General features: G+C 61.4%; 19 protein-coding genes, 1 tRNA gene, 2 rRNA genes and 1 pseudogene. 6 read left to right on the forward strand and 17 right to left on the reverse strand.

Annotation, left to right across the window (positions count from 1 at the left end; translation table 11 throughout):
• Window positions 1-710 precede the first annotated feature (710 nt).
• The 3 genes from ON753_RS23125 (at window position 711) to ON753_RS23135 (ending at window position 4,208) form a co-directional block, all read left to right on the forward strand.
• Window positions 711-3,434: ribosomal RNA gene (locus tag ON753_RS23125) — 23S ribosomal RNA — on the forward strand.
• A gap of 397 nt (window positions 3,435-3,831) precedes the next feature.
• Window positions 3,832-3,946, forward strand: a 5S ribosomal RNA gene (rrf, locus tag ON753_RS23130).
• 185 nt (window positions 3,947-4,131) lie between these two features.
• Window positions 4,132-4,208 (forward strand) — tRNA-Met (locus ON753_RS23135).
• Window positions 4,209-4,351: 143 nt separating this feature from the next.
• On the opposite strand, the gene ON753_RS23140 is transcribed toward ON753_RS23135, so the two are convergent.
• From ON753_RS23140 to ON753_RS23180, 8 genes and pseudogenes are all read right to left on the reverse strand, one after another.
• Window positions 4,352-5,722: an IS1182 family transposase gene (locus tag ON753_RS23140; protein ID WP_264417572.1), complete on the reverse strand. Its 1,371-nt coding sequence runs from the start codon at window positions 5,720-5,722 to the stop codon at window positions 4,352-4,354.
• Window positions 5,723-6,080: 358 nt separating this feature from the next.
• A complete protein-coding gene (locus ON753_RS23145; RefSeq protein WP_265965958.1) occupies window positions 6,081-7,175 on the reverse strand; it encodes a glycoside hydrolase family 88/105 protein in 1,095 nt (364 codons plus the stop codon).
• Window positions 7,165-8,673 (reverse strand): polygalacturonase PglA, encoded by a 1,509-nt coding sequence (gene pglA, locus ON753_RS23150; protein WP_265965961.1) that lies wholly within the window; start codon window positions 8,671-8,673, stop codon window positions 7,165-7,167. Before pglA ends, ON753_RS23145 begins: the two co-directional genes overlap by 11 nt.
• Before the next feature lie 157 nt (window positions 8,674-8,830).
• Complete coding sequence (locus tag ON753_RS23155; RefSeq protein WP_265965963.1) at window positions 8,831-10,108, reverse strand: ABC transporter substrate-binding protein; 1,278 nt, start codon at window positions 10,106-10,108, stop codon at window positions 8,831-8,833.
• Between the two features lie 24 nt (window positions 10,109-10,132).
• Window positions 10,133-11,247 (reverse strand): annotated as a pseudogene (locus tag ON753_RS23165) (ABC transporter ATP-binding protein).
• Entirely contained in the window at window positions 11,247-12,164 is a 918-nt protein-coding gene (locus ON753_RS23170) for a carbohydrate ABC transporter permease (RefSeq protein WP_265965969.1), read from the reverse strand. Before ON753_RS23170 ends, ON753_RS23165 begins: the two are co-directional and overlap by 1 nt.
• Before the next feature lie 3 nt (window positions 12,165-12,167).
• Window positions 12,168-13,052, reverse strand: coding sequence for a carbohydrate ABC transporter permease (locus ON753_RS23175; protein ID WP_265965972.1), 885 nt, complete (start codon window positions 13,050-13,052; stop codon window positions 12,168-12,170).
• Complete coding sequence (locus ON753_RS23180; protein WP_265965975.1) at window positions 13,052-13,318, reverse strand: hypothetical protein; 267 nt, start codon at window positions 13,316-13,318, stop codon at window positions 13,052-13,054. The genes ON753_RS23175 and ON753_RS23180 overlap by 1 nt, the downstream gene beginning before the upstream one ends.
• Window positions 13,319-13,376: 58 nt before the next feature.
• On the opposite strand from ON753_RS23180, the gene ON753_RS23185 reads away from it, so the two are divergent.
• Window positions 13,377-14,243 carry a helix-turn-helix domain-containing protein gene (locus ON753_RS23185; RefSeq protein WP_265965977.1) on the forward strand — a complete coding sequence of 289 codons (867 nt, stop codon included), beginning with the start codon at window positions 13,377-13,379 and terminating at the stop codon, window positions 14,241-14,243.
• 572 nt (window positions 14,244-14,815) lie between these two features.
• Here ON753_RS23185 and uxuA read toward each other — a convergent pair.
• The 9 genes from uxuA to uxaC are packed head-to-tail and all read right to left on the reverse strand — an operon-like array spanning window position 14,816 to window position 23,639.
• Window positions 14,816-15,994: a mannonate dehydratase gene (gene uxuA / locus ON753_RS23190; RefSeq protein ID WP_265965979.1), complete on the reverse strand. Its 1,179-nt coding sequence runs from the start codon at window positions 15,992-15,994 to the stop codon at window positions 14,816-14,818.
• Window positions 15,991-17,448, reverse strand: coding sequence for a mannitol dehydrogenase family protein (locus ON753_RS23195; RefSeq protein ID WP_377047201.1), 1,458 nt, complete (start codon window positions 17,446-17,448; stop codon window positions 15,991-15,993). Before ON753_RS23195 ends, uxuA begins: the two co-directional genes overlap by 4 nt.
• Window positions 17,426-18,154 carry a 2-dehydro-3-deoxy-D-gluconate 5-dehydrogenase KduD gene (gene kduD / locus ON753_RS23200; protein ID WP_265965985.1) on the reverse strand — a complete coding sequence of 243 codons (729 nt, stop codon included), beginning with the start codon at window positions 18,152-18,154 and terminating at the stop codon, window positions 17,426-17,428. The genes ON753_RS23195 and kduD overlap by 23 nt, the downstream gene beginning before the upstream one ends.
• On the reverse strand, window positions 18,151-18,975 hold the full coding sequence (gene kduI / locus ON753_RS23205) for a 5-dehydro-4-deoxy-D-glucuronate isomerase (protein WP_265965987.1): 825 nt from the start codon (window positions 18,973-18,975) through the stop codon (window positions 18,151-18,153). The genes kduD and kduI overlap by 4 nt, the downstream gene beginning before the upstream one ends.
• Before the next feature lie 32 nt (window positions 18,976-19,007).
• Entirely contained in the window at window positions 19,008-19,325 is a 318-nt protein-coding gene (locus ON753_RS23210; RefSeq protein ID WP_265965989.1) for a cupin domain-containing protein, read from the reverse strand.
• 7 nt (window positions 19,326-19,332) lie between these two features.
• Window positions 19,333-20,613, reverse strand: coding sequence for a TRAP transporter large permease (locus ON753_RS23215; RefSeq protein ID WP_265965991.1), 1,281 nt, complete (start codon window positions 20,611-20,613; stop codon window positions 19,333-19,335).
• A 1-nt stretch (window position 20,614) separates the two neighbouring features.
• Window positions 20,615-21,139 (reverse strand): TRAP transporter small permease, encoded by a 525-nt coding sequence (locus ON753_RS23220; RefSeq protein ID WP_377047198.1) that lies wholly within the window; start codon window positions 21,137-21,139, stop codon window positions 20,615-20,617.
• Between the two features lie 53 nt (window positions 21,140-21,192).
• Window positions 21,193-22,173 carry a TRAP transporter substrate-binding protein gene (locus ON753_RS23225; RefSeq protein WP_265965995.1) on the reverse strand — a complete coding sequence of 327 codons (981 nt, stop codon included), beginning with the start codon at window positions 22,171-22,173 and terminating at the stop codon, window positions 21,193-21,195.
• A 23-nt stretch (window positions 22,174-22,196) separates the two neighbouring features.
• Entirely contained in the window at window positions 22,197-23,639 is a 1,443-nt protein-coding gene (uxaC, locus tag ON753_RS23230; RefSeq protein WP_265965997.1) for a glucuronate isomerase, read from the reverse strand.
• Between the two features lie 91 nt (window positions 23,640-23,730).
• Here uxaC and ON753_RS23235 point away from each other — a divergent pair, with 91 nt between their 5' ends.
• Both ON753_RS23235 and ON753_RS23240 read left to right on the forward strand, forming a co-directional pair.
• A complete protein-coding gene (locus tag ON753_RS23235; RefSeq protein WP_265965998.1) occupies window positions 23,731-24,423 on the forward strand; it encodes a GntR family transcriptional regulator in 693 nt (230 codons plus the stop codon).
• Window positions 24,424-24,426: 3 nt separating this feature from the next.
• Complete coding sequence (locus ON753_RS23240) at window positions 24,427-25,365, forward strand: sugar kinase (protein ID WP_265966000.1); 939 nt, start codon at window positions 24,427-24,429, stop codon at window positions 25,363-25,365.
• The last annotated feature ends 256 nt before the right edge of the window (window positions 25,366-25,621 follow it).

Consider the following 25,621-nt stretch of genomic DNA (forward strand, 5'->3'; position numbering starts at 1 on the left):
TGCGGGCAGACGGGTAGGGCTCCGGCATTATTCTGGCGCTACCGCCTTTGGCTGCTTGAGCGCGTGTTTGTTGCGTCGCCACGAAGGCTTCGATTTGGAGCTTGCTCGGTGTTTGCGAGGGACTTCTGGTTCCGGAGCGCAGCGCAGGCAAGGCCAAGCGGCCGCCGGCCAAAAGCCTTCTTGGCAGGCCGCCCTCGCGGAGGCTGGAGCCGAAGGCTCGCTCAGCCGTGAGCGGAAAATAACTTGTCTTTTGAGAGAGTGCCGTTTTGCGGTGATCTTCGGATTGCCGCCTGTTCTTGACATCGTTGAAGAGAAGATTTTTTTGACCTCCGGGGGAGACCCTGGGGTTCTACGATCAAGTAGGGAGCCAGCGTGACCGCATGGCTGTCAGATTAATCTCGTGAAACTGGTCTTGATTATTGATGATCAGTTTGCGCCGGCTGGCGGCGGATATCCGGGTTTTAAAAGGGGCCCGGGTTGATGTTGTCGGCAAGCGTGAACGGTTTGCGCGGCCTGTTCTGAGGTTGTTTGGGTGTTAACGCACGCAAGCAGTTTGATGAGCGGTAGTGCAAGCAAAGATGATCTTTTGCGCGACCTGTTCTGAAGGTATTTGGGTGTTAGCGCACTCAAGTAGCTCAAAGAGCGGTAGTGCAAATAATGGATCATCTTAAAGCGCTGTGCGCTTTGAGATGAACATTGATAATGAGAGTGATCAAGTGTCTTAAGGGCATTCGGTGGATGCCTTGGCGACAAGAGGCGATGAAGGACGTGATACGCTGCGATAAGCGTCGGGGAGCTGCGAATAAGCTTTGATCCGGCGATTTCCGAATGGGGCAACCCACTCCGCATGGAGTACCCGCAAGGGAGCGAACCCGGGGAACTGAAACATCTAAGTACCCGGAGGAAAGGACATCAACCGAGACTCCGCTAGTAGTGGCGAGCGAACGCGGACCAGGCCAGTGGTCATATTTTAAGAACCGGAACCGTCTGGAAAGTCGGGCCTTAGCGGGTGAGAGCCCCTTACGGGTAGAAAGAGATATGATCCTTGAGTAGGGCGGGACACGTGAAATCCTGTCTGAACATGGGGGGACCACCCTCCAAGCCTAAGTACTCCTTGTCGACCGATAGCGAACAAGTACCGTGAGGGAAAGGTGAAAAGCACCCCGACGAGGGGAGTGAAACAGATCCTGAAACCGGATGCCTACAAACAGTTGGAGCCCGAGAGGGTGACAGCGTACCTTTTGTATAATGGGTCAGCGACTTAATTTAACGAGCAAGCTTAAGCCGGTAGGTGTAGGCGCAGCGAAAGCGAGTCTGAATAGGGCGCTGAGTTCGTTGGATTAGACCCGAAACCGAGTGATCTAGCCATGGCCAGGTTGAAGGTGCGGTAACACGCACTGGAGGACCGAACCCACGCCTGTTGAAAAAGTCGGGGATGAGCTGTGGCTAGGGGTGAAAGGCCAATCAAACTCGGAAATAGCTGGTTCTCCGCGAAATCTATTTAGGTAGAGCGTCGGATGAATACTCCCGGGGGTAGAGCACTGGATGGGCTATGGGGGCTTACCGCCTTACTGATCCTAACCAAACTCCGAATACCGGGAAGTACTGTCCGGCAGACACACAGTGGGTGCTAACGTCCATTGTGGAGAGGGAAACAACCCTGACCGCCAGTTAAGGTCCCCAAGTTATGGCTAAGTGGGAAAGGATGTAGGACTCCCAAAACAACCAGGATGTTGGCTTAGAAGCAGCCATCATTTAAAGAAAGCGTAACAGCTCACTGGTCTAAATAAGGGGTCCCGCGCCGAAAATGTACCGGGGCTCAAGCCATACACCGAAACTGCGGGTGCATCCTTCGGGATGCGCGGTAGCGGAGCGTTCTGTAAGTCTGCGAAGGGAGACCCGTGAGGGCTCCTGGAGATATCAGAAGTGCGAATGCTGACATGAGTAACGATAAAGCGGGTGAGAGACCCGCTCGCCGAAAGTCCAAGGGTTCCTGCGCAACGCTAATCGGCGCAGGGTTAGCCGGCCCCTAAGGCGAGGCCGAAAGGCGTAGTCGATGGGAATGCAGTTAATATTCTGCAGCTTGTGGGTAGTGACGGATGCCGTGTGTCGTATCCCCTTATTGGATTGGGGGTGCTGCGAAGGTGTTCCAGGAAATAGCTCCCACGTATAAACCGTACCCGAAACCGACACAGGTGGACTGGTAGAGCATACCAAGGCGCTTGAGAGAACTATGCTGAAGGAACTCGGCAAAATGCTCCCGTAAGTTCGCGAGAAGGGAGACCTCACGACGGGCAACCGTTGTGGGGTGGCACAGACCAGGGGGTGGCGACTGTTTATCAAAAACACAGGGCTCTGCGAAGCCGTAAGGCGACGTATAGGGTCTGACGCCTGCCCGGTGCTGGAAGGTTAAGAGGAGGTGTGCAAGCACCGAATTGAAGCCCCAGTAAACGGCGGCCGTAACTATAACGGTCCTAAGGTAGCGAAATTCCTTGTCGGGTAAGTTCCGACCTGCACGAATGGCGTAACGACTTCCCCGCTGTCTCCAGCATAGACTCAGTGAAATTGAATTCCCCGTGAAGATGCGGGGTTCCTGCGGTCAGACGGAAAGACCCCGTGCACCTTTACTACAGCTTCACACTGGTATTCGTGTCGACATGTGTAGGATAGGTGGTAGACGTTGAAGCAGGAGCGCCAGCTCTTGTGGAGTCACCCTTGAAATACCACCCTTGTCGTCATGGATATCTAACCGCGGTACAACAATATCCGGGACCGTGTGTGGCGGGTAGTTTGACTGGGGCGGTCGCCTCCCAAATGGTAACGGAGGCGCGCGAAGGTGGGCTCAGAGCGGTCGGAAATCGCTCGTTGAGTGCAATGGCATAAGCCTGCCTGACTGCGAGACTGACAAGTCGAGCAGAGTCGAAAGACGGCCATAGTGATCCGGTGGTCCCTCGTGGAAGGGCCATCGCTCAACGGATAAAAGGTACGCCGGGGATAACAGGCTGATGATGCCCAAGAGTCCATATCGACGGCATTGTTTGGCACCTCGATGTCGACTCATCACATCCTGGGGCTGGAGCAGGTCCCAAGGGTTTGGCTGTTCGCCAATTAAAGTGGTACGTGAGTTGGGTTCAGAACGTCGCGAGACAGTTCGGTCCCTATCTGCCGTGGGTGTAGGAGAATTGAGAGGATCTGTCCCTAGTACGAGAGGACCGGGATGGACGTACCTCTGGTGGACCTGTTGTGGCGCCAGCCGCATTGCAGGGTAGCTATGTACGGAAGGGATAACCGCTGAAAGCATCTAAGCGGGAAACCCACCTCAAAACGAGTTCTCCCTGAAGAGCCGTGGAAGACCACCACGTCGATAGGAAGCGTGTGGAAGTGCGGCAACGCATGAAGCTTAGCTTTACTAATAGCTCGTTCGGCTTGATCCTCTCATTAGTCAATGTTCATCATCCCAAAAGCGCGAAAGCGCTTTTGAGATCATGGTTTTGTTCTCACGGACGTACGGTCCTTCGGACCTGTCCTGCGAACCACGCGGCCTGACCGGCCGGCGGCCGCTTGGCCTTGCCTTCGCTGCGCTCGGAACTCTTGTTCCCTCGCAAAGCCGAAGGAAAACCAGATCGAAACTCATCAATAATCAGGAATGACCAGTTCTCACCGGCCTCAAGGCTCCAATCCCCCAAGGGAAAAGAGCCCGAACCGCAAGGTTCGCAAGGCCAAGCGGCCGCCGCCCGGTCAGGGCGCGCCGTCCGCAGGCCAGCTGCCAAGCAGCGTACGGCCGTGAGGACAGATCAACACCAGTTTTACGCAAAAACTGCGCTTCGCCGGCCTGGTGGCCCCAGCGGGGAGCCCCCACCCGATCCCATCCCGAACTCGGCCGTGAAACTCCCCAGCGCCAATGGTACTGCATCTTAAGATGTGGGAGAGTAGGTCGCCGCCAGGCCTGCAAATCGCAGTCAATCATCTTCAACGATATCAAGACCCTTCCCCAACATACAATACCGCGGGGTGGAGCAGCCCCCGCGACGCCCGCAGCGGCAACGCCGCGAGGACAAACAAAACAAACAATGCCGGGCCCAACTCAAGCCCAACGAGGATACTCAGGTACCCTCAGCCACAAAAGAATACCGCGGGGTGGAGCAGCCCGGTAGCTCGTCAGGCTCATAACCTGAAGGTCGCAGGTTCAAATCCTGCCCCCGCAACCAAATCAAACAAAAGCCCCTCGGTTAAAACCGTGGGGCTTTTCAGACTGCTGACAAACCCGCCGATTTCGGCGGGTTTGTTTTTTGAGATTTGTTTTGCCGTTATTTCTGGGTTTTGAATTTAGCGTGGTCGGGCTTTTTGCCTGTCAGGCCCGTACTTGTTTGGGTGGTTTGGTGAGGGCCATCGCGATCTTCTTGATGTTCTGGGCGGCGGCGGCGAGGAGGCACTGCATCTGGACGCGCACCAGACTTCGGAACCTGGCGTATCTGTGGCCATGGAGCTGTTTGGCATCGGCAAACGAACGCTCCACGGTTTCCTTTCGACGCTTGTAAACAGCCTTGCCCCAGGGTGTCAGGCGATATGTATCGCTTCGCTCCCTGCTCTCCTGCCAGACATGGCGGGTGATGGTGCGCTCAGCCCTGGCATTGGAGGTGCAGGAGGCCAGAAGCGGACACTTTTTGCAGATGGCAGGGTCGGAGCGGTAGTGTTTGTAGCCGTTCCTGTCCGTCGTTGCATAGGTCAGCAGCCGGCCTTCGGGACAACGGTAGCCATCGGTTTGCTCCTCGTAAGCGAAGCTTGATTTGCGCATCATGCCGGGCTTTGGGGCAGACGGGCGGCGGTATCCGGTCACCCCCAGAATATCCCGCTCCTCCAGTCCCCGGGCTATCGCTGAAGTGGCATAGCCCGCATCAAGACCAACCGCCTTGACCTGGAAGCTGAAGCGGTGTGCCTGACGGTCCAGCCGGTTCAGATAAACAATGCTGTCATGGACATTGGCCGGTGTGGTGAAGGTGTCCGTGACGATCCCCAATTTACCGTCCACCGTGCGGTGGTCCAGATAGAAGAAGCCCTTTGGCTTGCCCTCACGCACCATGTAGCCGCTGTCCGGATCCGTGCGGCTCACCTTGGTTTGCTTGACCTCAGGAGAGCGCTCCTGCTCCTTTAGCGGCTTCTGGCCATGCAGCCTGCGTTCCGCCTCAACCGCCCGGTCCAGGTCCGCCCAATAATCGGCCCGTGACTTCTCGATTTGAGCCAGATCGTATTTGCCTTTGTTGGCATTCGCCTTCAGATGTGTCGAATCCGTATAAAGCACCGTGCCGTCTACAAGGCCATGAGCGATCGCCTGCTCGACAATGTGGTCGAAGATATCCTGGGCGACAGACGCGTCGTTGTAGCGACGCCGCCGGTTCTGGCTCAGTGTCGAGGCGTCGAACACCTTGTCCGTCAGCTTCAGCCGCAAGAACCAGCGGTAGGCGACATTCACCTCGATCTCGCGCACCAACTGGCGCTCCGAGCGGATGCCGAACAGGTAACCGATGAACAACGCCTTGAACATCAACGTCGGATCCAGCGGTGGACGGCCGTTGTCTGCGCAGTAGAGCGCCGAGACACGGTCATGGACGAACGAAAAGTCGATCACCGCGTCAATCTTGCGCAAAAGGTGATCGGCGGGAACAAGCTGCTCGAGTGTAACCATCTCGAGCGCTGTCTGATCGGGGCCGGGCTTCTTCAACATCTAAACAGTGAATCAAAAACCCCTGGACAATGCCAGGGGTTTGTCAGCAGTCTGAAAAGCCCCTCGGTTAAAACCGAGGGGCTTTTGGCGTCTAAGCTGCCAATATCTTCACGAAAACGATGCAGCTTCTGGGCTTCAGGGACCAGCCGCGTGCGGCGTCGCCGGCAAATGCGTTTGCGGGGCGCCCGGTTCCCCAAGATTGGGGGCGTCGAAACGTTTGGCAGGTCTGCGTTCAGGCAAGCGGGTGGTGTTGGCGCAGAACGAGGATCCCTGTGAGGCTCGCGCCGGCCGTCCCATGTTTCCAATGGGGCCCGTCATAAGCGGCGAGTTGCAGGTCAGCTTGAAATCCGCATGATGGTCAAGGCGCAGCGACGGTGCTTCTGGCGGGCTGATCCATCAGCGACGTGGCAACGCACATCATCAGCGGCCCGACGCCCTTCGGGTCGTTATCGACGACAGGTTCGCTCAGATAATATTCGGGCGTGCCATCGCGGTACTTTTCCTCAAAACCGCCCAGGCCCGCAACCTCGCAGATCCCCGACATGCGGATGGCTCCGTCGGGCGCCTTGCGGACCGAGTAATCGATCAGGCCCGACAGCAGATCCTCCCGTACCGGGCCTATCAGATCCAGCCTCTCGGCCCGCTTCAGGGCATAGACGAACATGGCCGAGGCGGAGGATTCGATATAGTTGCCTTCAAGGTCCGGGGCGTCGATCACCTGAAGCCAGAGGCCGTTCTGCGTCCGCAACTCGAGGATGCGGTTCAAAAGGTCCGTGGTTCGCTGCCGGAGCGGAGCAAAGGCCGCGGGGCCGACCAGGTCGGCGACGTCCACCAGGCACATGCAGAGCCAGCCGAGCGCCCGGGCCCAATGGGCCTGGGACCTGCCGGTCCACGGGTCGGCCCAGTCCTGCTTGCGGGCCTCGTCAAAGGCATGGGCGTAGAGGCCGGTTTCGGGAACATAGGTGGCCTTGAGGGCGATGCCGATCTGATTCAGGGAATCGCTAATCAGCTCCGGCTGGTTGCGCGCATGGGCATAGGCGATCTGAAACGGTGCCGCCATGTAGAGCCCGTCGAGCCAGATCTGCCACGGATAGCGCGCCTTGTGCCAGTAGACCCCGGATTTGGTGCGCGGATGGGAGGCAAGCTGGTCGGCCAGAAGGTCGGCGCAGGCAAGATACCTGGGGTCGCCCGTCAGCATGTCGAGGTAAAGCAGCGCACCCCCGGGCCTGATATTGTCGATGTTGTATTCCGTCAGGGCATAACCGGAAAGTCTGGGGCCGGAGAGGATCCGCGCGTCCACCAGCCGCTTCAAGTGGGAGAGCCAGCGATTGTCGCCGGTGGCCATGTGCAGGAGCTCGAGGCCCCGGTAGATCAGCCCGTCCTCATAACACCAGTTTCCCCCCTTGTAGGGCTGGTAGACGGTCACGTACCGCTCGAAAAACTCAGTCAGCATGGCGGTCATCCTTTCGGGCAAATGTCAGTTCGCCGACGACGTCCGCGAATCGGGCGAAAATACCCTCATGCCGGCAGGCAGGCACATGAGAGGCCATGAGCGGTACATCGGGCTGCGCATCCGGATCGAAGGCGACCTGCATGTTGTCGATCCGGATGTTCGACAGCGGGGCTTCGGGCAGGCCGAGCAGGGCGACCGCCGCCAGCTGAACGTTGGTCGCCGTGATGTTCTTCACCAGGATATTGCAGATCTCGGGTGTCGTCGCATCGACCGGCGCGGGCTCGCGGGACTGGACGGCCTCGGATGTTCCGTCGGCATCGCAAAAGTAGAAGGCGTTCACAGCGACCGCGGTGGCAACCCGGTCCAACTCCACGTCGCTCATGGAGATGTTCGCGACCTTGCCGCCGCGGCCCCGCCGGGTCTTGATCCTGAGGCCCCGGTCGGTGCCGAGGAAGGTGCATTTTTCGATGCGGATATTGGTGATGCCGCCGCTCATTTCCGAGCCCAGAACGACGGCACCATGTCCCCGCTCCATCAGGCAGTGGCTGATGGAGAGATTGCGCGTCGGGGCGAGGTGATCGGTCCGCGCGCCATCCCGCTTGCCGGCCTTGACGGCGATGCAGTCGTCGCCGACGGAAAAATGCAGCCCGGTCAAACTGACGTCGTCGCAGCTCTCCGGATTGAAGCCGTCCGTATTCGGGCTGTCCGGCGGGTTCTCGATGGTAAGCGCTGCCGCGGCGAGCCGGCGGCAGCGATAGGGGTGAATGGTCCAGGACGGAGAATTGCGGACGGTGAGGCCGGTGAGGACAACGTGATCGCAATGGGCGAGAAAGACAGTCCGCGGCCGGCGCGCGCCCCGTCTTGTCTCCTTCGGCCAGCTCCACCAGTCGCCGCGGTCTCCGCCGCCGTCGATGATGCCTCGGCCCGTCAGCGCGATGTCCTTGCAGCCGATCGCCGTGATCAGGGACGCGAAACTTCGCGCGGGAAGACCCTCCCAGGTACCGATCACGCGGCCGCTGTCATCGCGTTCCTCCAGGATCGGCCAGTCCCGCCAGTCATGGATCGCCGAGAGTTCGGCGCCCTCTGCAAGATAAACCGTCATATGCGAGCGCAGGAACAGCGGACCGGTGTGGAAACGCCCCGGCGGCACCAGAAGCGTGCCGCCATCGGGCACCGCGTCGATCGCGGCTTGAATGGCGGCGCTGTTGTCCGCCGCTTCGCTCTGTGCGCCGAAATCCAGAATACTGACCTTGCCGGAGCAATGGCCGGTGCGGAATTCGATCGCCCCGAGCGGCGTTTCCAGGCGATAGTCCGTAGCGGGCTCAAGGCCGTTGAGCTGCAGAACCGCGCGGTCCGTCCGCCCGGACGCGGCAAGGCCTCCGGCGGTTGTTTTCAACAGGAAATCCACAGGCTCCGGCAGGGCATATCTTGCCCCGTCGGGCGCAAGAAGGACAGTTGCCGTCCACGGGGTGGCGGCAATGAGGGCAAGTACGGTCATCGGCTATCGCGCGGTTGAGGCAAAAGGGGCGCGGCCGGATTTTCCGGTCGCCCGGGGCATCCTGCGTCAAGGAACGCAGGATGCCCCGTATTTTGACGGCGATCGATTGTCCTGCAGTCAGGCAGGTCAGCCCGGCTGCAGGTCGATCGGGACAGGATCAGGGTTTGTATTCCTCGATGGCTTCGTTGATGCCGGCGATGATTTCCTCGGCGGCTGTGGCGGCGTCGATCTGCCCGTAGGCGTAGACTTCCAGCGTGTCCAGGAAGATGGTGCGCACGTCCGGATGCTCGTTCAGCGGCGAAACCGTCGGGCCTGAGGCCGCCATGATGATGGCGTTGGCTTGCGCAAGCTCCGGCTTGATGCTGCCGGCTTCCTTCAACTGGTCCGCGGCGGCTTTGGAGGCCGGCAGTCCGCGTGTCGTGCCGAGGGCTTCGATTCCCTCCGGTTCGTTGAGCAGGCAGTTCAGGATCTGCGCGGCGGCTTCCGGGTTTTCGGAGCGCTTGGAAATCGAGAACATCATGGAAGGCTTGCGGTAGATGCCCTCGGTGACGGCATCTTCGCCGGTCAGGATCTCGGTCGGCACAAGATGCTGTCCCACCTCCAGCGGATCGGAATATTTGAAGTAGGTCGAATCCCATTCATAGGATCCGGCAATGCGGCCATCCGTCCATTCGGGCTTTTCATAGAGTTCGGCATTTCCGGCGGCATTGGCCTTTTTCTGGGTCATGGTGACCCCGGATTCCATCATCTTGCCGTAGAACTCGATCCCCTTTGCCAGCTCTTCCGGGGTCCAGGCCACCGTCATCGTTTCAGGATCGATCAGGTCCTTGCCGGTCTGCTGTGTGACACGGAGCGAGACGAGCAGGGCGGCGGTTTCCTGGATGGCGTTCAGCGGATAGTAGTCCTCGCCCAGCTTCTCGCGAATCTGCTGAGCCGCCGTGAAAAGATCGTCCCAGGTCACCGGGATCTCAACACCCGCCTTGTCGAAGGTCGTCTTGTTGAAGAAGAACACGCGGCCGGTCGTCGACACCGGCAGGCCGTTCAGATGGCCATTGACGGAGGTCGAGGCGAGCTGGGCATCCGTCCAGTTGTCGAGCTCAATGACGTTCGAAAGCCCACTGAGATCGGCAAAGCCTTCGCCATTGGCGGAAAACAGCGGCAGCCACGGCCAGTTGATCTGCATGATGTCGGCTTCGGTGCCGCCGGCAATCTGGGTCGTGACTTTTTCCAGATGGCCCGACCAGCCGGTGAATTCCGGCTTGATCGTGTGGCCGTGCTTTTCCCCGCAGACCTTCAGGGCCTCCTGGGTCGCCTGGTGGCGGCTGTCGCCGCCCCACCAGCTCATCCGCAGATCCGCGGATTGTGCTGCGGAGACGCTCGTTGCGAGTGCCGTTGCTGTCAGCAGGGCGCCAACTCCACTTCTCAAACTTGTCATTTTATCCTCCCATGACAATCAGGTTCAGCCAAGCGAGATGTTCTCCTCGCTATGCCGGTCGAACAGATGGATCCGGTTTCCGATCGGCTTGATGGAGACCGTCTCACCGCGTGTGGGAATTGCGGTGAGACGGTCGCTCGGCACCACGGCGACGAATGCCGCCTCGCCGATGCCGATGTGAAGATTGATTTCGTGGCCCAGGAATTCGACAGCTCTCACGGTTCCCGAAAGCGAGTCTTCGGTTCCGGGGGCGAGATTTGCAGATGTTGCGGGCGGATGCCGAACTTGACCGGCCCCTCCGCCAGCCTGAGCCGTTCGCCGAGACCCTCCGGCACCTTGATGGTCTGGTCGGCGACCGTAAGATGCGGCACGCCGTCACTCGTCAGGATCGCATCCACCAGGTTCATTTCGGGCATGCCGATGAAACCGGCGACAAAGGCATTTGCGGGCCGCTCGTAAAGCGTCGTCGGGTCGGCCACCTGCATGATGTGTCCCTCGCGCATCACGCAGATGCGGTCGCCCATGGTCATGGCCTCGACCTGGTCATGGGTGACATAGACGACCGTCGCCGGGCGTCCCTCATCCTTCAGCCGCTTGTGAAGATCGGTGATCCGGACCCGCATGGAGGCGCGCAGCTTGGCGTCGAGGTTCGACAGCGGCTCGTCGAACAGGAAGACCTCGGGCTGCTTGATCAGCGCCCGGCCGACCGCCACGCGCTGCGCCTGGCCGCCGGACAACTGTTTCGGCAGCCGCTCCAGAAGCTGTTCGATCTCCAGGACCCTGGACACGTCCTGCGTGGCGCCTTCGATTTCCGTCTTCGGCCGGCGCTTGAGGCGCAGCCCGAAGGAGAGGTTGTTTCTCACCTTCATATGCGGGTACAGGGCGTAGTTCTGGAACACCATCGCAATGCCGCGTTTGCCCGGCACGATGTCGTTGACCACCCGGTCGCCGATGCGGATCTCGCCGCCGGTGATGGTCTCAAGTCCCGCAATCATGCGAAGGGTCGTCGATTTGGCGCAGCCGGAAGGGCCGACAAGCACCATGAACTCGCCCTCGTTCACGGTGAGGTCGATGCCGTGGACGGCCTTGAAGCCGCTGCCATAGGTCTTCTCGATGGATTTCAGTTGCAGCTCAGCCATCAGCCCTTGACCCCTCCTGTCGAGATGCCTTCGATGAAGTATTTCTGTGCGATGAAGAAAACCGCCAGCGATGGTGCGAGCGCCAGCACGGACATGGCCAGGATCTGGTTCCAGTCGAACGCCTCCGTCGTGTCGATGGAGAGCTTCAGCGCCAGGCTGACCGGGTACTTGTCGACCGAGGAAATGTAGATCAGCGGTCCGAGGAAGTCGTTCATGGTCCACATGAACTGGAACAGGCACACGGAGATGATGGCCGGCATCAGCATGGGCACGACGATATAGACGAGTGTCTGCAGCGTGTTTGCGCCGTCGACCCGGGCGGCTTCCTCCATGTCCCGCGGGATGGCTCTCAGAAACTGGATCAGCATGAAGACGAAGAACGCATCCCCGGCGACCGCGGACGGCACCCAGAGCGGCAGGAAACTGTCCAGCCAGCCGATGTCCCGGAACAACAGGTATTGCGGGATGCGGGTCACCACGTTCGGCAGGAGCAGGGTTGCGATGACTGTTACGAACAGGATGCGCTTGCCGGGAAACTCGAACCGCGCGAAGCCATAGGCGACCAGCGTGCAGGAAATGGCCGTGCCGATGACCTTCGGCGTGATGATCAGGAAGGTGTTCCAGAAGAACCGCCCGAACGTATAGGGCGTGGAGGTCTGCCAGCCGTTGATATAGCCGGAAAGCGTGGGGTCCTCCGGCCAGAAGGACGGGCTTGCGAAGATCTCCGCATTGGTCTTGAAGGAGGCGCCGATCAGCCAGATCAGCGGATAGAGCATGATCAGGCCGAACACCAGCAGGACGCCGTAGCGGACCGCGCTGGAGATGCGGCTGCGCCGGCGCAGCCTGATCTCCAGCGCGGTGGCAGGTTCCGTGCCCGGTGCAAGCCCTTGCGGGTTGATATCGTAGGAGGCGGTCATCGGTCAGCTCCTCTTGTCGCCGGCGTAATAGACCCACTTCTTGGACGACCAGAAGGCGGCAAGGGTCAGGACCATGATGATTACGAAGAGCACCCAGGCGATGGCCGAGGCATAGCCCATGTCGAAGCTCTTGAAAGCCTTGTCATAGATGTAGAGGGGCAGCAGATAGGTGGATTTCAGCGGTCCGCCCTCGGTGATGATGTAGGGGCCGTTGAATTCCTGGAACGCCTGCACCGTCTGCATGATCAGGTTGAAGAAGATCACCGGCGTGATCAGCGGCAGCGTGATGTAGCGGAAGATGTGCCACTGGTTGGCGCCGTCGATGGAGGCGGCTTCATAGAGCGACTTGTCGACCGATTGCAGGGCGGCGAGGAAGATCACCATGGCGGAGCCGAACTGCCAGCAGCGCAGCAGGGTAATGGTGATCAGCGCGTTCTGCGGGTCGCCGAACCAGTTGACGGGCTCGATGCCGACGGCGCCGATGATCATGTTCACGAGACCGGCCTCGGCGAAGATATAGCGCCACAGGACGGCAATCGCGATCGAGCCGCCCAGGATGGACGGCACGTAATAGGCCGTGCGGAAAAGATTGATCGCCTTGAGCCGGTAATTGAGGATCACCGCGATCAGCAGCGCGAAGGCCAGCTTGATCGGCACGGTCATGAACACATAAAGCAGCGTCACCTTCAGCGACTTGTCGAAGGTGCGGTCGCGGGTGAAGAGCTTGGTGTAGTTGTCGAGGCCCGTCCACCTGGGCGTGGACAGGAGGTCGTAGTCGGTAAAGCTCAGGTAGAACGACGCGGCGAAGGGGAACGCGGTAAACAGCAGCAGTCCCGCCACATAAGGGGCGACATAGAAAAAACCGAGATATCTGCTGTCGCCGCCCATTACGCGGCCTCCTGCACCGGGCCGGCGGGCGGAAGGCGGCCGGCCCGCGCGGCTTTTTGTTCGCAGAACGAGGCGGTGGCCGTGGGCGCCCGGTTGAGCGCGCTTCCGCCGAAATATGCGGTTTTTGCCGGTATGCCGTATTCGGAATGTTTCATGTCTTCAGCAAAAATGCCGAGATACACTGGTCGGACGTTTGCGTCCGGCCGCGAGTCTGGCACTATCTCCTCCCTTGGACAGAAACCGTTTTTGGCAATGGTTGCTGTCACTTTCGTTGATCTTAGCGTTCTGCCCGGGAAACCCAAATGAAGGCTACCAAACAAAAACATGGATAAAAGCGAACATGGCCCACTGAACCGGATCCCGGTGCAGGCTCTTTCGCTCCGGCTGGCGCGCACGCCCATTCGCATGCAGCATGCCCAGACCTGGCGGATCGACAAGATCAATCCCGTCCATGATCTGGTGTTCTGCCTGACCGGCAAGGCCCGGTACCGGGTCGGCGAGGAAAGCTTCGTGCTGCATGAGGGCGAGGCGATGCTGATCCGGGCGCGGGAAAGATTCCACGGCGTTCACGGCGGTGGTGACGATTATACCGGGGTTGCCCAGCACTTCACCCTGGATTTGTTCGGCCGTGCGGACCTCATCGATCAGATGCATCTGCAGCGAAGGGTAAAACTGCGCGACTGGTCCGTCCTTCATCCGTTGATCGTGCATTACCGGACCATGGCCGCCACCACCAGCCCGACGCTGGTGCAGCATCATCAGTTCATGGTGCTGCTGCTTGCCTTTCTGGACGATGCGTTCCTTGGCTGGCGCGAGGAGGGGGACCTGCTTGCCAACCAGGGGCAGCTCTCGCTGCAGATCATGCTGCTCGCCTCCGGCCTTGCCGCCGACCCGCTGAAAGAGGATGCGCTGGAAAAGGCGCTGGAGCGCGTTCCCTATAACCGCGATTATTTCCGCCGGGCGTTTCGCGAGCGCATCGGCATGACGCCGCAGAAATATCTCGAACTCAAGCGGATGGAATATGCGATCCACCGGCTGGGCCTGGGAAAAACCGTCAAGGAAACCGCCGCCGAACTCGGCTATTCCGATCCCTATTTCTTCAGCCGCATGTTCAAGCAGTATATCGGCGCGAGCCCATCGAGCTACCGGCTGAAACGGACGGCAAGGTCGCGGTACAGGTATGTCGAATGAGAGCCCCATAGAGATTTCGGGCAAACATCATGCCTTCCCGTCGCCATCAATTCTGTTCTGCGAGTTCGGGGCAGCATGCGATGCACGGGCGGTGCCACAGCCGCAAACGGTCACCCCGGGTCTCACTGTCGTTCGCCCGGGTGACGACGTTAAGTGAGAAGACGCCCGGAGCAAGCGGCCCATCCTTCGAGACGCCGCTGAGGCGGCTCCTCAGGATGAGGTCTTTGTTGCAGGAAGCGCCCCTGGGTCGACACACCTCCCCACCATCTCATGCTGAGGAGGGCTGAAGGCCCGTCTCGAAGCATGGGCGGTATTACCCGGAGCAAGCGGCCTATCCCTCGGGACGCCGCTGTGGCGGCTCCCGGGGAGGTCTTTGTTGTAGAACACGAACTCCGGACCGGCTCGCCTGCCCACCACCTCATGCTGAGGAGGGCTGAAGGCCCGTCTCGAAGTATGGGCGGCATATTCGGAGCAAGCGGTTCATCCTTCGAGACAGCGCTTTGCGCTTCCTCAGGATTAGGGCTGTGTTGTAGTGGACGCGTTGATACGTCTGGGTTTTCCTCGCGGAACCGCTAAGCCGCCGCGTGACGGAGCCCGGCGATGACGCCGCGGATTTCCGCAAGGCCGCGCATGCGGCCCAGGAGCGGATATCCGGGATGCGCACCGCGCTTGGCGTCGTCGAGAAGTTCGTGGCCATGGTCCGGCCGGAAGACGATCTCGCAGTCCGCCCTGTCCTCGGCCCTGCGGCGGCTTTCCTCGCGCAGCAGCGCTTCGATCAGCGCCGGCATGTCGGTGTCGCCGCCCAGGTGCGCGGCTTCCTCGAAGGAGCCGTCCGGATCCTTGGCGACGTTCCTGAGATGGGCAAAGTGAATCTTGTCCGCGAACCGCCGGGCGATTGCCGGGACGTCGTTGGCCGGATTGGCGCCGAGGGAACCGGCGCACAGGGTCAGGCCGTTGGCGGGGCTTTCATGCGCGGTGAGGATCCAGTCGATGTCCTGCGCATTCGAGACGATGCGCGGCAGGCCCAGAAGGTCGCGCGGCGGGTCGTCCGGATGCACTCCGAGGCGGATGCCGAGGTCTTCGGCGGTGGGGACGACCTCGTCCAGAAACCGCTTGAAGTTCTGCAGCAGGGCGGCCCTGTCGAGGTCCTGATAGGGCGCCAGGGCCTTGCGAAGGCCTTCGACGTCGTAGCGCTCGTAGGCGCCCGGCAGGCCGGCCATGATCGCGTTGACGAGGATCTCCAGGTCCGCCGGTCCGGCGCTGTCGTACCAGGTCTTGGCGGCCGCGATGTTTTCGGCCGTATAGTCCTGCTCCGCCCCGGGGCGCTTGATCATGAAGAGCTCGAACGCCGCCATCTTTTCGATCGAGAAACGCAGGCACGTACCGCCGCGCCGGACCGGCGCGGTCAGGTCGGTCCGGGTCCAGTCCAGGAGCGGCATGAAATTGTAGCAGATCACCTTGACGCCTTCGGCGGCAAGATTGGCCATGGATTGCCGGTAATTGGCAAACAGCTCCGTCAGGTCGCCTTCGCCGCGCTTGATCGCCTCATGGATCGGCAGGCTTTCGACAACCGTCCATGTGAAGCCCTCGGCCTCGATCTGCGCCCGGCGCTCGGCGATCGCTTCGCGCGGCCAGATCCTGCCATAGGGGATCTCGTGCAGCGCCGTGACGATGCCCGCCGCCCCGGTCTGTGAGATTTCGGAAAGGGAAATGCGGTCGAAACCGCCATACCAGCGCCAGCCCTCGATCATGTCAGGGCCTCAAGTGTGCGATGAACGCCATCGGATTTCAGTCTCGTATAGGCCGTGGTGAGGTCAGGCTTGAGGGCGCCTGCAAGACCGGCGTCGAAAATCTCGGTCACCCCAAGGAGTGCCGCAACCGTGTCGGCATCTCCTTCCGCCGCGTCCGAAAGGGATTTCAGCCGGGCGGCCAGCGGGTCGCGCACGTCGATCGGCCGGCCGTTCAGGTCGGTTCCGCCGACATAGATCATCCAGGCGGCCACCGCGGTGATCAGCCCGGGCGAGGGCGTGCCGTGGGCAAGGTTGTCCCGCAAGGTGCCCAGGATGCGCTGCGGCAGTTTCTGGCTGCCGTCCATGGCGATCTGCCAGGTGCGGTGGCGGATGCCGGGGTTCGAATACCGGCCGAACAGGGCATCGGCATAGCCGGCGATATCGACCCCGGGAGGCGCGGTGAAGGAGGGGATGATCTCCTGTCGCCACAGACGCTTCACATAGGCGGCAAAGACCGGATCGGCGACCGTCTCGGCAATGGTCTCGTGTCCGGCCAGATAGCCGAGATAGGCAAGCGAGGAATGCGTGCCGTTGAGCATCCTGAGCTTCATGTGCTCATAGGCGGTGACGTTGTCGACGAGCTCCACGCCGACCGCGGCAAAGTCGGGCCGGGCGTCCTTGCCATAGGCGGGAACGAAATCGTCTTCGACGACCCACTGGCTGAAGGGCTCGCACATCACCGGCGCGGCGTCGAAGCGCCCGGTCTTGTCCGCAAGCGCCTCGATATCTTCGGGCTTGGTCGCCGGCACGATCCGGTCGACCATGGTTGCCGGGAAGCGGCCTTCCGCTTCGATCCAGTCCGCCAGTGCCGGGTCGATGTCGCGGGCAAGCTCCAGGACGATGCCTTTCACCAGCCGGCCGTTGTCGGGAAGGTTGTCGCAGGTCAGGACGGTGAAGGGCGGAAGGCCGGCGGCCTTGCGCCGCTGCAGGGCCCTTGCCAGATAGCCCGGCGCGGAAAGCGGCAGGGCACTTGCAAGGTCGTGCTGAATGTCCGGGTGCTGCCGGTTGAGCCTGCCGGATGCCGGATCATGGCAATAGCCCTTTTCCGTCACTGTCAGGGTGACGATCCGGATGGCGGGGTCCGCCATGGCCGCCAGCACGGTTTCCGGATCCTCGCGGGCAACCAGCACATCGCGGACGATCTCGACCTGGCGCAGCTTCGCCCCGTCAGGGCCGAGTTCCTGCGCCGTATAGACGAAGTCCTGGGGGGCGAGCTGGTCGCGCATGGTGGGGCTCTGCAGGCTGACGCCGATGATGCCCCAGTCGCCGCCCGATTTTTCCGTTGCGTCTTCGATATAGACCGCGCCATGCGCGCGGAAAAACGCGCCGAGACCCAGATGGACGATCCCGGCCCTGGGCGCAGGGCCCTTATTCCGCGCAACGCGGGCAAGGTCAGCGGGCAAGCCAGCCTCCATCCACATTGAGGACAGCTCCATGAATGTATTTGGCTGCCGGCGAGGCCAGGAAGACCGCCGCCTCGCCGATGTCGCTCGCCTCGCCCCAGCGGCCCGCCGGGATCCGCTCCAGGATCTGGCGGCTGCGGTCCGGGTCGTTGCGCAGGGCTTCGGTGTTGTTGGTGGCGATATAGCCGGGCGCAATGGCATTGACGTTGATGCCCTTGGCCGCCCATTCATTCGCCAGCAGCTTGGTGATGCCGGCAACGCCGTGTTTGGACGCGGTGTAGGAGGGGACACGGATGCCGCCCTGGAAGGAGAGCAGCGAGGCGATGTTGACGATCGCGCCCGTCCTGCCCGCCGCAAGGGCCGCCTTGCCGAAGGCCTGGCAGGTGAAAAACACCGCCTTCAGGTTGACGTCCATCACCTCGTCCCAGTCGGCCTCGGCGAAGTCGACGGAGTCCGCCCGGCGGATGATGCCGGCATTGTTGACGAGAATGTCGATCCGTTCGCTCTCGAAAAGCGGCACGGCGGCCATGGGGTCGGAGAAATCCAGAGGCACATGGCGGCCGCTGGAGATCCGGGAAAGCGTTTCATCGCAGTCGCGGCGGGCGGCGCAGAGAACTTCCGCACCGGCCGCGCCCATGGCGACGGCGATCGCCTGGCCGATGCCGGTATTGGCTCCGGTCACCAGCGCGCGCTTGCCTTGAAGGGAGAAGGAATTCACCGCAGGTCCTCCATGGCAACCATGTCCATGTCGGTGAAGTCGACATTGTCGCCGGCCATCGCCCAGCAGAACGTGTAGGCACCGGTGCCCGCGCCGCAGTGAATGGACCAGGGCGGAGAGATGACGGCATCCTCGTTGGCCATGACCAGGTGGCGGGTTTCTTCCGGCTTGCCCATGATATGGAAAACGCGCTGATCGGGCCCCAGCTCGAAATAGAGATAGGCTTCCATGCGTCGGTCATGCAGGTGGGCCGGCATGGTGTTCCAGACGGAGCCTTGCGCGAACTGGGTGTAACCCATCAGCAGCTGGCAGCTTTCGGCGACTTCCGGATGCAGGAACTGCAGGATGACGCGCTCGTTGGAGGTTTCGGCGGACCCGAGCTCGACCCGGCGGGCATCTTGCGCCCTGATCAGCTTCGTCGGGCAGGTGCGGTGCGCCGGAGCGGACAGTACGTAGAAGCGGCCCGGGCCGGAGAATGTCACCGGGCCTGAGCCCATGCCGACATAGAGCACGTCACCGCGCGCGATCTCGTGAGATTTCCCTGCGACCGTCACCGTTCCGGTGTCGCCGATGTTGAGGACGCCGAGCTCGCGCCGGTCCAGCAGGGAGGGCGTTCCGGCTTCCTTGACGTGGTCGAGCACCAGTTCGCCGGAGCCGGGAACGGCGCCGCCCAGGATCAGGCGGTCGTAGTGGGTGTAGACCAGATTGATCTCACCCTCGACGAACAGGCCCGACGCGTGGAAATGGTCGCGTAGGCCTTGCGTGTCCAGTTTCCTGGCGGTTTCCGGGTCGATGGCGTAGCGGGTCTCAACATTGGTCATGGCAAATGTCCTTGGGTAGATGGGTGGTCCGATCAGAGAAAATCGTCACGGCGGGGCGTGAATGTGTCGATCAGGGTGCCGGGCTCCAGGCAGACGCAGCCATGCGTCGCCCTGGAGGGAATGACGAAACTGTCGCCGGGCCCGACCTCGAATGCCTCCTCGCCGATGGTGAAGCGGAACCTGCCGCTTTGCACATAGGTCGACTGAACATGCGGGTGGTTGTGGAGCTTGCCTTCGGCTCCTTCCTGGAAGCGGAAGGCGACCACCATCAAGTCCGCATTTTCAGACAGCACCTGCCGGCGAACGCCTTCGTCCGCCGCGACTTCGGGGTAAGATTTCACAAACATCACGTCAACCCTAGTGGAACAGAGAGGGGAGCCAGAGCGACAGCGCCGGAATGTAGGTCACCAGCAGCAGCGTGGCGACGGCGGCGCCGTAGAACGGCCAGATGGTCTTGACGGCATCCCAGACCGATATCCGCCCGACGGCGCAGCCGACGAACAGCACGGTGCCCACCGGCGGCGTGCACAATCCGATGCCTAGGTTGAGAACCAGGATGACGCCGAAATGCACCGGGTCGACGCCGAAGGCCGTCGCCACGGGCAGGAAGATCGGTGTGGTGATGACGATCAGCGGCGACATGTCCATGAAGGTTCCCAGAAACAGCAGCAGTATGTTGATCATCAGAAGGATGACCAGCGGGTTCTGGGAGATGTTCTTCATGAAGTTCACCAGCTCGGCGGGAATGCGCAGGAACGCGAGCAGCCAGCCGAAGGCGGCCGCTGATCCGATCACGAGCAGCACCATCGCGGTGGTGCGGACGGCTGCCTTGGTGGCGCCCACGAATTCCGGCCAATGCATGGTGCGATAGGCGAGCGTGGTCACCACCAGCGCATAGACCGCGGCGATGCAGGAGCTTTCGGAAGCCGTGAAGATGCCGGAACGGACGCCGCCGAAGATGATGCCGATCAGAAGCAGGCCCGGCACCGCATTGATGAACATGGCGCCGAGGGCGGCCATGCCGGGAAAGGCTTCCGTCGGATAGCCGGCCCGCCTGGCGACGACCCACGCGGTGATCATCAGGGCGATGGCCAGAAGGAAGCCCGGAATGATGCCGGCCGTGAAGAGATCGGCAATGGACAGCCGTCCGCCCGCGGAGATCGAATAGATGATCATGTTGTGGGACGGCGGCAGCATCAGCGCGATGATGGAGGACATCACGGTGACGTTGACGCCATATTCGACCGAATAGCCCTTTTCCTTCATCTGCGGGATCATCAGGCCGCCGATGGCGGTGGCATCCGCGGCGGCGGAGCCGGAAATGCCGCCGAACAGCACGGAAGCGGCAATGTTCACCTGGCCGAGGCCGCCACGCATATGGCCGACGACCGCCCCCGCAAGGGCGACCAGCCTTCGGGCGATGTCACCCCGCACCATCAGTTCACCGGCGAAGATGAAGAAGGGGATGGCCATCAGGGCGAACACCGAGACGCCGGAATTCAGCCGCTGAAAAACGACGACGGGCGGCAGTCCCATGTAGAGCACGGTTGCCAGCGAGGCGACGCCAAGGCAGAAGGCCACGGGTGTGCCGATCAGCAGCAGGACCGTGAAGGTGCCGAAGAGGATCAAGGGTTCCATGTCAAACCTCTTCCACCGTGTCGTCGCCAAAGCGCACGGTCGGCAGACCGGCCGCGCGGCGGACAAGGCGTTCTATTGAAAAAATGAAGATCAGGCAGCCGCCGCCGACCAGCGGCAGGAAGTCGACTGCGCCGGAGATCCCGAGGGAAGGCAGGATCACGTCCCAGGCGGAAAGGGCAAGCTTCGAGCCGTACCAGGCCATGCCGGCGCCGAAAAAGGCGACCACGGCGTCGGAGATGCTGAACAGCACCAGTTTCGCGCCTTGCGGCAGGAAATGGAGCAGGACATCGAAGCTGAGATGATAGCCTTCCCGGATGCCGACGGCGGCGCCCAGGAAAATGAACCAGCCCATCAGGATGACCGAGGCGGGTTCGCTCCAGACCAGGCTGTCGTTCATGACGTAGCGCATGAAGACCTGTCCCGAGATGAACACGGTCATGAGAATGAGGCCGCTGCCGGCCAGCCACAGGGCGGCCGTCGAGAGGATGCGCATCGCTTGCGCTACAAGTATCATGTGAGTTTGCACGTCGAAGTCCCGGGACATGCCTGCGGCCGGGTGCGGCCGCAGGCAGTTGGTGATCAGTCAGTCGCGCGGATGCGGGCGACCAGGTCCTTCAGGTTGTCGGACGTGACGTGCTTTTCGTAGACGCTGTCCATGGCTGCCATGAACGGCTCCTTGTCGATTTCGGTGATGATTTCGACACCGGCCGCGCGGACTTTTTCCTCGGAGGCTTTTTCGCGAGCCTGCCACTGTTCGCGCATGAACGGAACAGAATCCTTGGCTGCCTGACGGACGGCTTCCTGGTCTTCCGGAGAAAGCTTGTCCCAGCTGGCTTTCGACATGACCAGGACTTCCGGGACGATCAGGTGTTCGTCGAGCGTGTAGTAGCCGGCGACTTCGTAGTGCCCGGAGGACTCGAAGGACGGCCAGTTGTTTTCGGCACCGTCGATGACGCCCGTCTGGATGGACGAGTAGACTTCGCCATAGGGCATCGGGGTTGCGTTGGCGCCAAGGGCTGACATCATGTCGACGAAGATGTCGGACTGCATGACGCGAACCTTCATGCCTTCAAGATCGTCAATCGACTTGATCGGCTTGACGCTGTTGTAGAAGCTGCGCGAGCCGCCGTCATAGAAGGCCAGGCCGACATAGCCATGCGGCTCGAATGCCGCCAGGATGTCATCGCCGACCGGGCCGTCCATCACGCGGTGCATGTGGTCGACGCCTTTGAAGATATAGGGCAGCGACACAACCTTGGTTTCTTCAACCAGGTTGTTGAACGGGCCCATGGAGACGCGGTTCAGGTCGATGACGCCGAACTTGGTCTGTTCGATGGTGTCCTTTTCTTCGCCGAGCTGAGCGGAATGAAAGACTTCCACGCAGATCCGGCCATCGGTGCGCTCTTCGAGAAGCTTGCCCATCTGCTTGACAGCTTCAACCGTCGGATAACCGTCCGGATGCGTGTCAGAGGACTTGAGCGTCACTTCGCAAGCGATCGAGGCAGTCGTGAAGGCCGCTGTGGCCAACAGGGTTGCCGCTAAGGACTTCAATACGTTCATGGTTTCCTCCCAGGAAATGCTCGTTAGAGCCTGTAGGCCTGCTTGACAAGCCGGTAAGTGAGGTCGTGAGCGACCTCGTATGCCTCGTCCTCGTCCAACCTTCCGGAGGTCACGAGAGATGCGAGGTAAGCACAGTCGACCCGGCGGGCCACGTCGTGACGGGCCGGGATCGAACAAAAGGCGCGGGTGTCGTCGTTAAAGCCGACAGTGTTGTAGAAGCCGGCCGTTTCCGTCGTCAGTTCGCGGAAGCGGCGCATGCCTTCGGGGCTGTCGTAGAACCACCAGGCCGGCCCCAGCTTCAGGACCGGGTAGACGCCCGCAAGCGGCGCCAGCTCCCTGGAATAGGCGGTTTCGTCCAGCGTGAACAGAATGACGGAGAGCTTCTTCTCAAGGCCGACCGCGTCCAGCAACGGCTTCAGCGCATCGACATAGTTCGTCTGCGTGGGAATATCGAAGCCCTTGTCGCGGCCGAAGGCGTTCCTGATCGGGTCGGAATGATTGCGGTAGCTGCCCGGGTGGATCTGCAGGACAAGATCATCCTCCAGGCTCATGCGCGCCATTTCGGTCAGCATGTGACCGCGGAAGGCATCGGCTTCTTCCGGCGTGCAGACTCCTTTCAGAGCCTTCTGGAAAAGTGCCTCCGCCCTGGCGGCGGAGAGATTTTCCGTGCGCGCCGTTGCGTGGCCATGATCGGATGAAGTCGCGCCGAAGGACTTGAAATAGGCGCGGCGGTTCCGGTGGGCGTTGAGGTAGCCCTGCCAGGTTGTGGTGGTCTCGCCGGTCAGCTCGCCGAACTCCAGGACATTGGCCTCAAAGCCCTCGAATTCCGGATCCAAAACGGCGTCCGGCCGGTAGGCGGTGACGACGCGGCCGCTCCAGCCGCTTTCCTGGATGCGGCGGTGCCATTTCAGGTCATCCAGCGGCGATTCGGTCGTGGCGATGACTTCGATGTTGAAGCGTTCAAAGAGGGCGCGCGGCCGGAACTCGGGACGGGTTAGGCAATCGGCTATGTGGTCGTAGGCCTCGTCCGCGGTTTGTGCGGAAATCCTTTTGGTCCAGCCGAAGGTTTCCTGAAGGGAGTGTTCCAGCCACATGCGCGAAGGCGTTGCCCGGAACAGGTGGAAATTCTCGGCGAAGGTGCGCCAGATCTTGCGGCTGTCCGTCTCGGTCCAGCCTCCGTCGGCACGCGGTACGCCAAGGTCCGCAAGGTCGATGCCCTGGGAGCACAGCATGCGGAACACATAGTGGTCCGGAACGATGAAAAGCTGGGCCGGGTCGGGGAAAGCTTCGTTTTCGGCATACCAGCGCGGGTCGGTGTGGCCGTGCGGGCTGACGATGGGCAGGTCCCTGACGGTCTGGTAAAGCTCGAGTGCCAGAGTGCGCGAGGCCGTATCGGCCGGAAACAGACGGTGGGGATCAAGCCTGTCCTTCGCAGTTGCCGGCGCGTCAGCTATCCCCAGTGTCATTTCCTGCTCCTCGCACGTATTCGGTGCAACAATGTTGCGGCTAGTAAACTGATATGCTAGTTGAGTAGTCGAGTCAACGGAGAGAAAGCTGATGACAGAGATCAGCGCCTTGAAGGCGCTTGAACCCATAAAGATCCCGACGGTGGCCGACACGGTCTTCGAGGAATTGCATCAGCAGATTCTCTCGCTGGAGCTGGCGCCCGGTACGCGGGTTTCGGAAGTGGAGGTCTCCAAGGCGTTCGGCGTTTCCCGCCAGCCCGTGCGGGATGCGTTCTACCGTCTGTCCCAGCTCGGCTTTCTGTCGATCCGTCCGCAGCGCGCCACCGTGATCACCAAGATTTCCGAGGCCGCGGTGCTGAGGGCCCGCTTCATCCGCACCGCCCTGGAGCTTGCCTGCCTGCGGGCGGCGCTCAAGGTCATCACCGACGACGACCTCAAGGATCTGAAACAGCTCCTGGAGGAACAGCAGGTCGCGGTTTCGGCAAACGAGCGGCAGCTTTTCCATAGGCTGGATGACGATTTCCATCGCCGGATCTGCGAAATCTCGGGCCATGAATATGTCTGGACGCTGATCCGTGAACAGAAGGCGCACATGGACCGTGTGCGCTTCCTGTCACTGGCGTCGGGTGCGCAGGCGGCGCTTGACGACCATGTCGCCATCATTTCGGCGGTTCAGGCGGGGGATGATGAACTGGCGGAAGACAGATTGACGAAACACCTGAGCCGGATCGAAACGATTGTCGGCCGGATCCGCGACGAACATCCCAATCATTTTCAGGAGTAACCGATGGGAAAGCGTTTCCTCGCGATTGGCGAGTGCATGGTGGAGTTCTCGCCCACGCCAGAGGGAACCTATGCCATCGGCTTTGCCGGCGATACGTTCAACACCGCGTGGTATGCACGCCGGCTGGCAGCGCCCGAGCAATTGGAAATCGGCTATTTCAGCGCCGTCGGCGATGACGACATTTCCCGCCAGCTGATCGGTTTCATCGAGGACGCGGGCATCACCTCGAATGTCAAGGTCATCGATGACGCCGCGCCGGGCATGTACATGATCTACCTGAACAATGGCGAGCGCAGTTTCCAATACTGGCGCTCCCGGTCCGCCGCCCGCAGGCTGGCGGATGATCTCGTCGACCTGCCCGACCTTGCTCAAGGCGACATCGTCTATTTTTCCGGCATCACCGTTGCGATTCTTGCCGAGGAAGGCCGTCTCCGGCTGCTGGAGGCCTTGCGGCGCGCCGCGGCGAAAGGCGCGGAAATCGTCTTCGACCCTAACCTGCGCCCACGCCTGTGGGCGAGCGGTGAAGAGATGCGCACGTGGACGATGAGGGCGGCGGCCCTCGCCGGCATCGTGCTGCCCTCCTTTGAAGACGAGGCGGAGCATTTCGGCGACAGGGATGCGCACGCGACGGCGGAGCGGTACCTCGGCAACGGGTCGAGGCTCGCCGTCGTCAAGAACGGTCAGGACCCGGTCGTCGTGCGCGGTGCGGATGGCGACAGCTTCCAGTACCAGCCCGAACCGCTTGCCGATGTGGTCGATACGACCGCCGCGGGCGACAGTTTCAACGCGGCCTTCCTGGTCGAATATCTCGACCGCCCCCGTCCCAGGGAAGCCGTCCGCGCCGGCTGTGCCCTGGCCCGCCACGTCATCGGCAGCCGCGGCGCGCTTGTTCCCGTTTCGAAGATCGACGTGATCAACTCGAAAACGCGGCTGAGCGCGTGAGCGCTGGGCTGCCGCGACCTGACACATTGTTTGTGCTGAGTATCCGCCTGTGCGTCGAGATGTGCTGTCGGCCTCACTGATAGCAACAGGCGGTCCCGAAGCCTCTCCGGTCTCCCCGGGCGAACGAAGTGAGACCCGGGGCCTACTCATTTCCAGAGCATTTGAGTTGAAGCAGAAGGCTCGCTTACAATTTTATTAGCCGCTTCGGCAAGCGGACCAGCGAGTGGGCCCCGGCTCTGCGCTTCGCTGGGCCGGG

This window comes from Roseibium salinum, from assembly GCF_026240905.1.
Taxonomy (GTDB): domain Bacteria; phylum Pseudomonadota; class Alphaproteobacteria; order Rhizobiales; family Stappiaceae; genus Roseibium; species Roseibium salinum.

Bases quoted from the DNA above. Each gene is read 5' to 3' on its own strand.
- ON753_RS23145 (WP_265965958.1), bottom strand. From the start codon at position 7,175: ATGCTGACTGAGTTTTTCGAGCGGTACGTGACCGTCTACCAGCCCTAC.
- kduI (WP_265965987.1), bottom strand. From the start codon at position 18,975: ATGACCAATGTTGAGACCCGCTACGCCATCGACCCGGAAACCGCCAGG.
- uxuA (WP_265965979.1), bottom strand. From the start codon at position 15,994: ATGATCGAGGGCTGGCGCTGGTATGGCGGTTTCGACCGCATTTCCCTT.
- ON753_RS23140 (WP_264417572.1), bottom strand. From the start codon at position 5,722: ATGTTGAAGAAGCCCGGCCCCGATCAGACAGCGCTCGAGATGGTTACA.
- ON753_RS23175 (WP_265965972.1), bottom strand. From the start codon at position 13,052: ATGGGCGGCGACAGCAGATATCTCGGTTTTTTCTATGTCGCCCCTTAT.
- ON753_RS23170 (WP_265965969.1), bottom strand. From the start codon at position 12,164: ATGACCGCCTCCTACGATATCAACCCGCAAGGGCTTGCACCGGGCACG.
- ON753_RS23195 (WP_377047201.1), bottom strand. From the start codon at position 17,448: ATGGAGGCTGGCTTGCCCGCTGACCTTGCCCGCGTTGCGCGGAATAAG.
- ON753_RS23155 (WP_265965963.1), bottom strand. From the start codon at position 10,108: ATGACAAGTTTGAGAAGTGGAGTTGGCGCCCTGCTGACAGCAACGGCA.
- pglA (WP_265965961.1), bottom strand. From the start codon at position 8,673: ATGACCGTACTTGCCCTCATTGCCGCCACCCCGTGGACGGCAACTGTC.
- ON753_RS23225 (WP_265965995.1), bottom strand. From the start codon at position 22,173: ATGAACGTATTGAAGTCCTTAGCGGCAACCCTGTTGGCCACAGCGGCC.
- ON753_RS23240 (WP_265966000.1), top strand. From the start codon at position 24,427: ATGGGAAAGCGTTTCCTCGCGATTGGCGAGTGCATGGTGGAGTTCTCG.
- ON753_RS23235 (WP_265965998.1), top strand. From the start codon at position 23,731: ATGACAGAGATCAGCGCCTTGAAGGCGCTTGAACCCATAAAGATCCCG.
- ON753_RS23215 (WP_265965991.1), bottom strand. From the start codon at position 20,613: ATGGAACCCTTGATCCTCTTCGGCACCTTCACGGTCCTGCTGCTGATC.
- uxaC (WP_265965997.1), bottom strand. From the start codon at position 23,639: ATGACACTGGGGATAGCTGACGCGCCGGCAACTGCGAAGGACAGGCTT.
- ON753_RS23185 (WP_265965977.1), top strand. From the start codon at position 13,377: ATGGATAAAAGCGAACATGGCCCACTGAACCGGATCCCGGTGCAGGCT.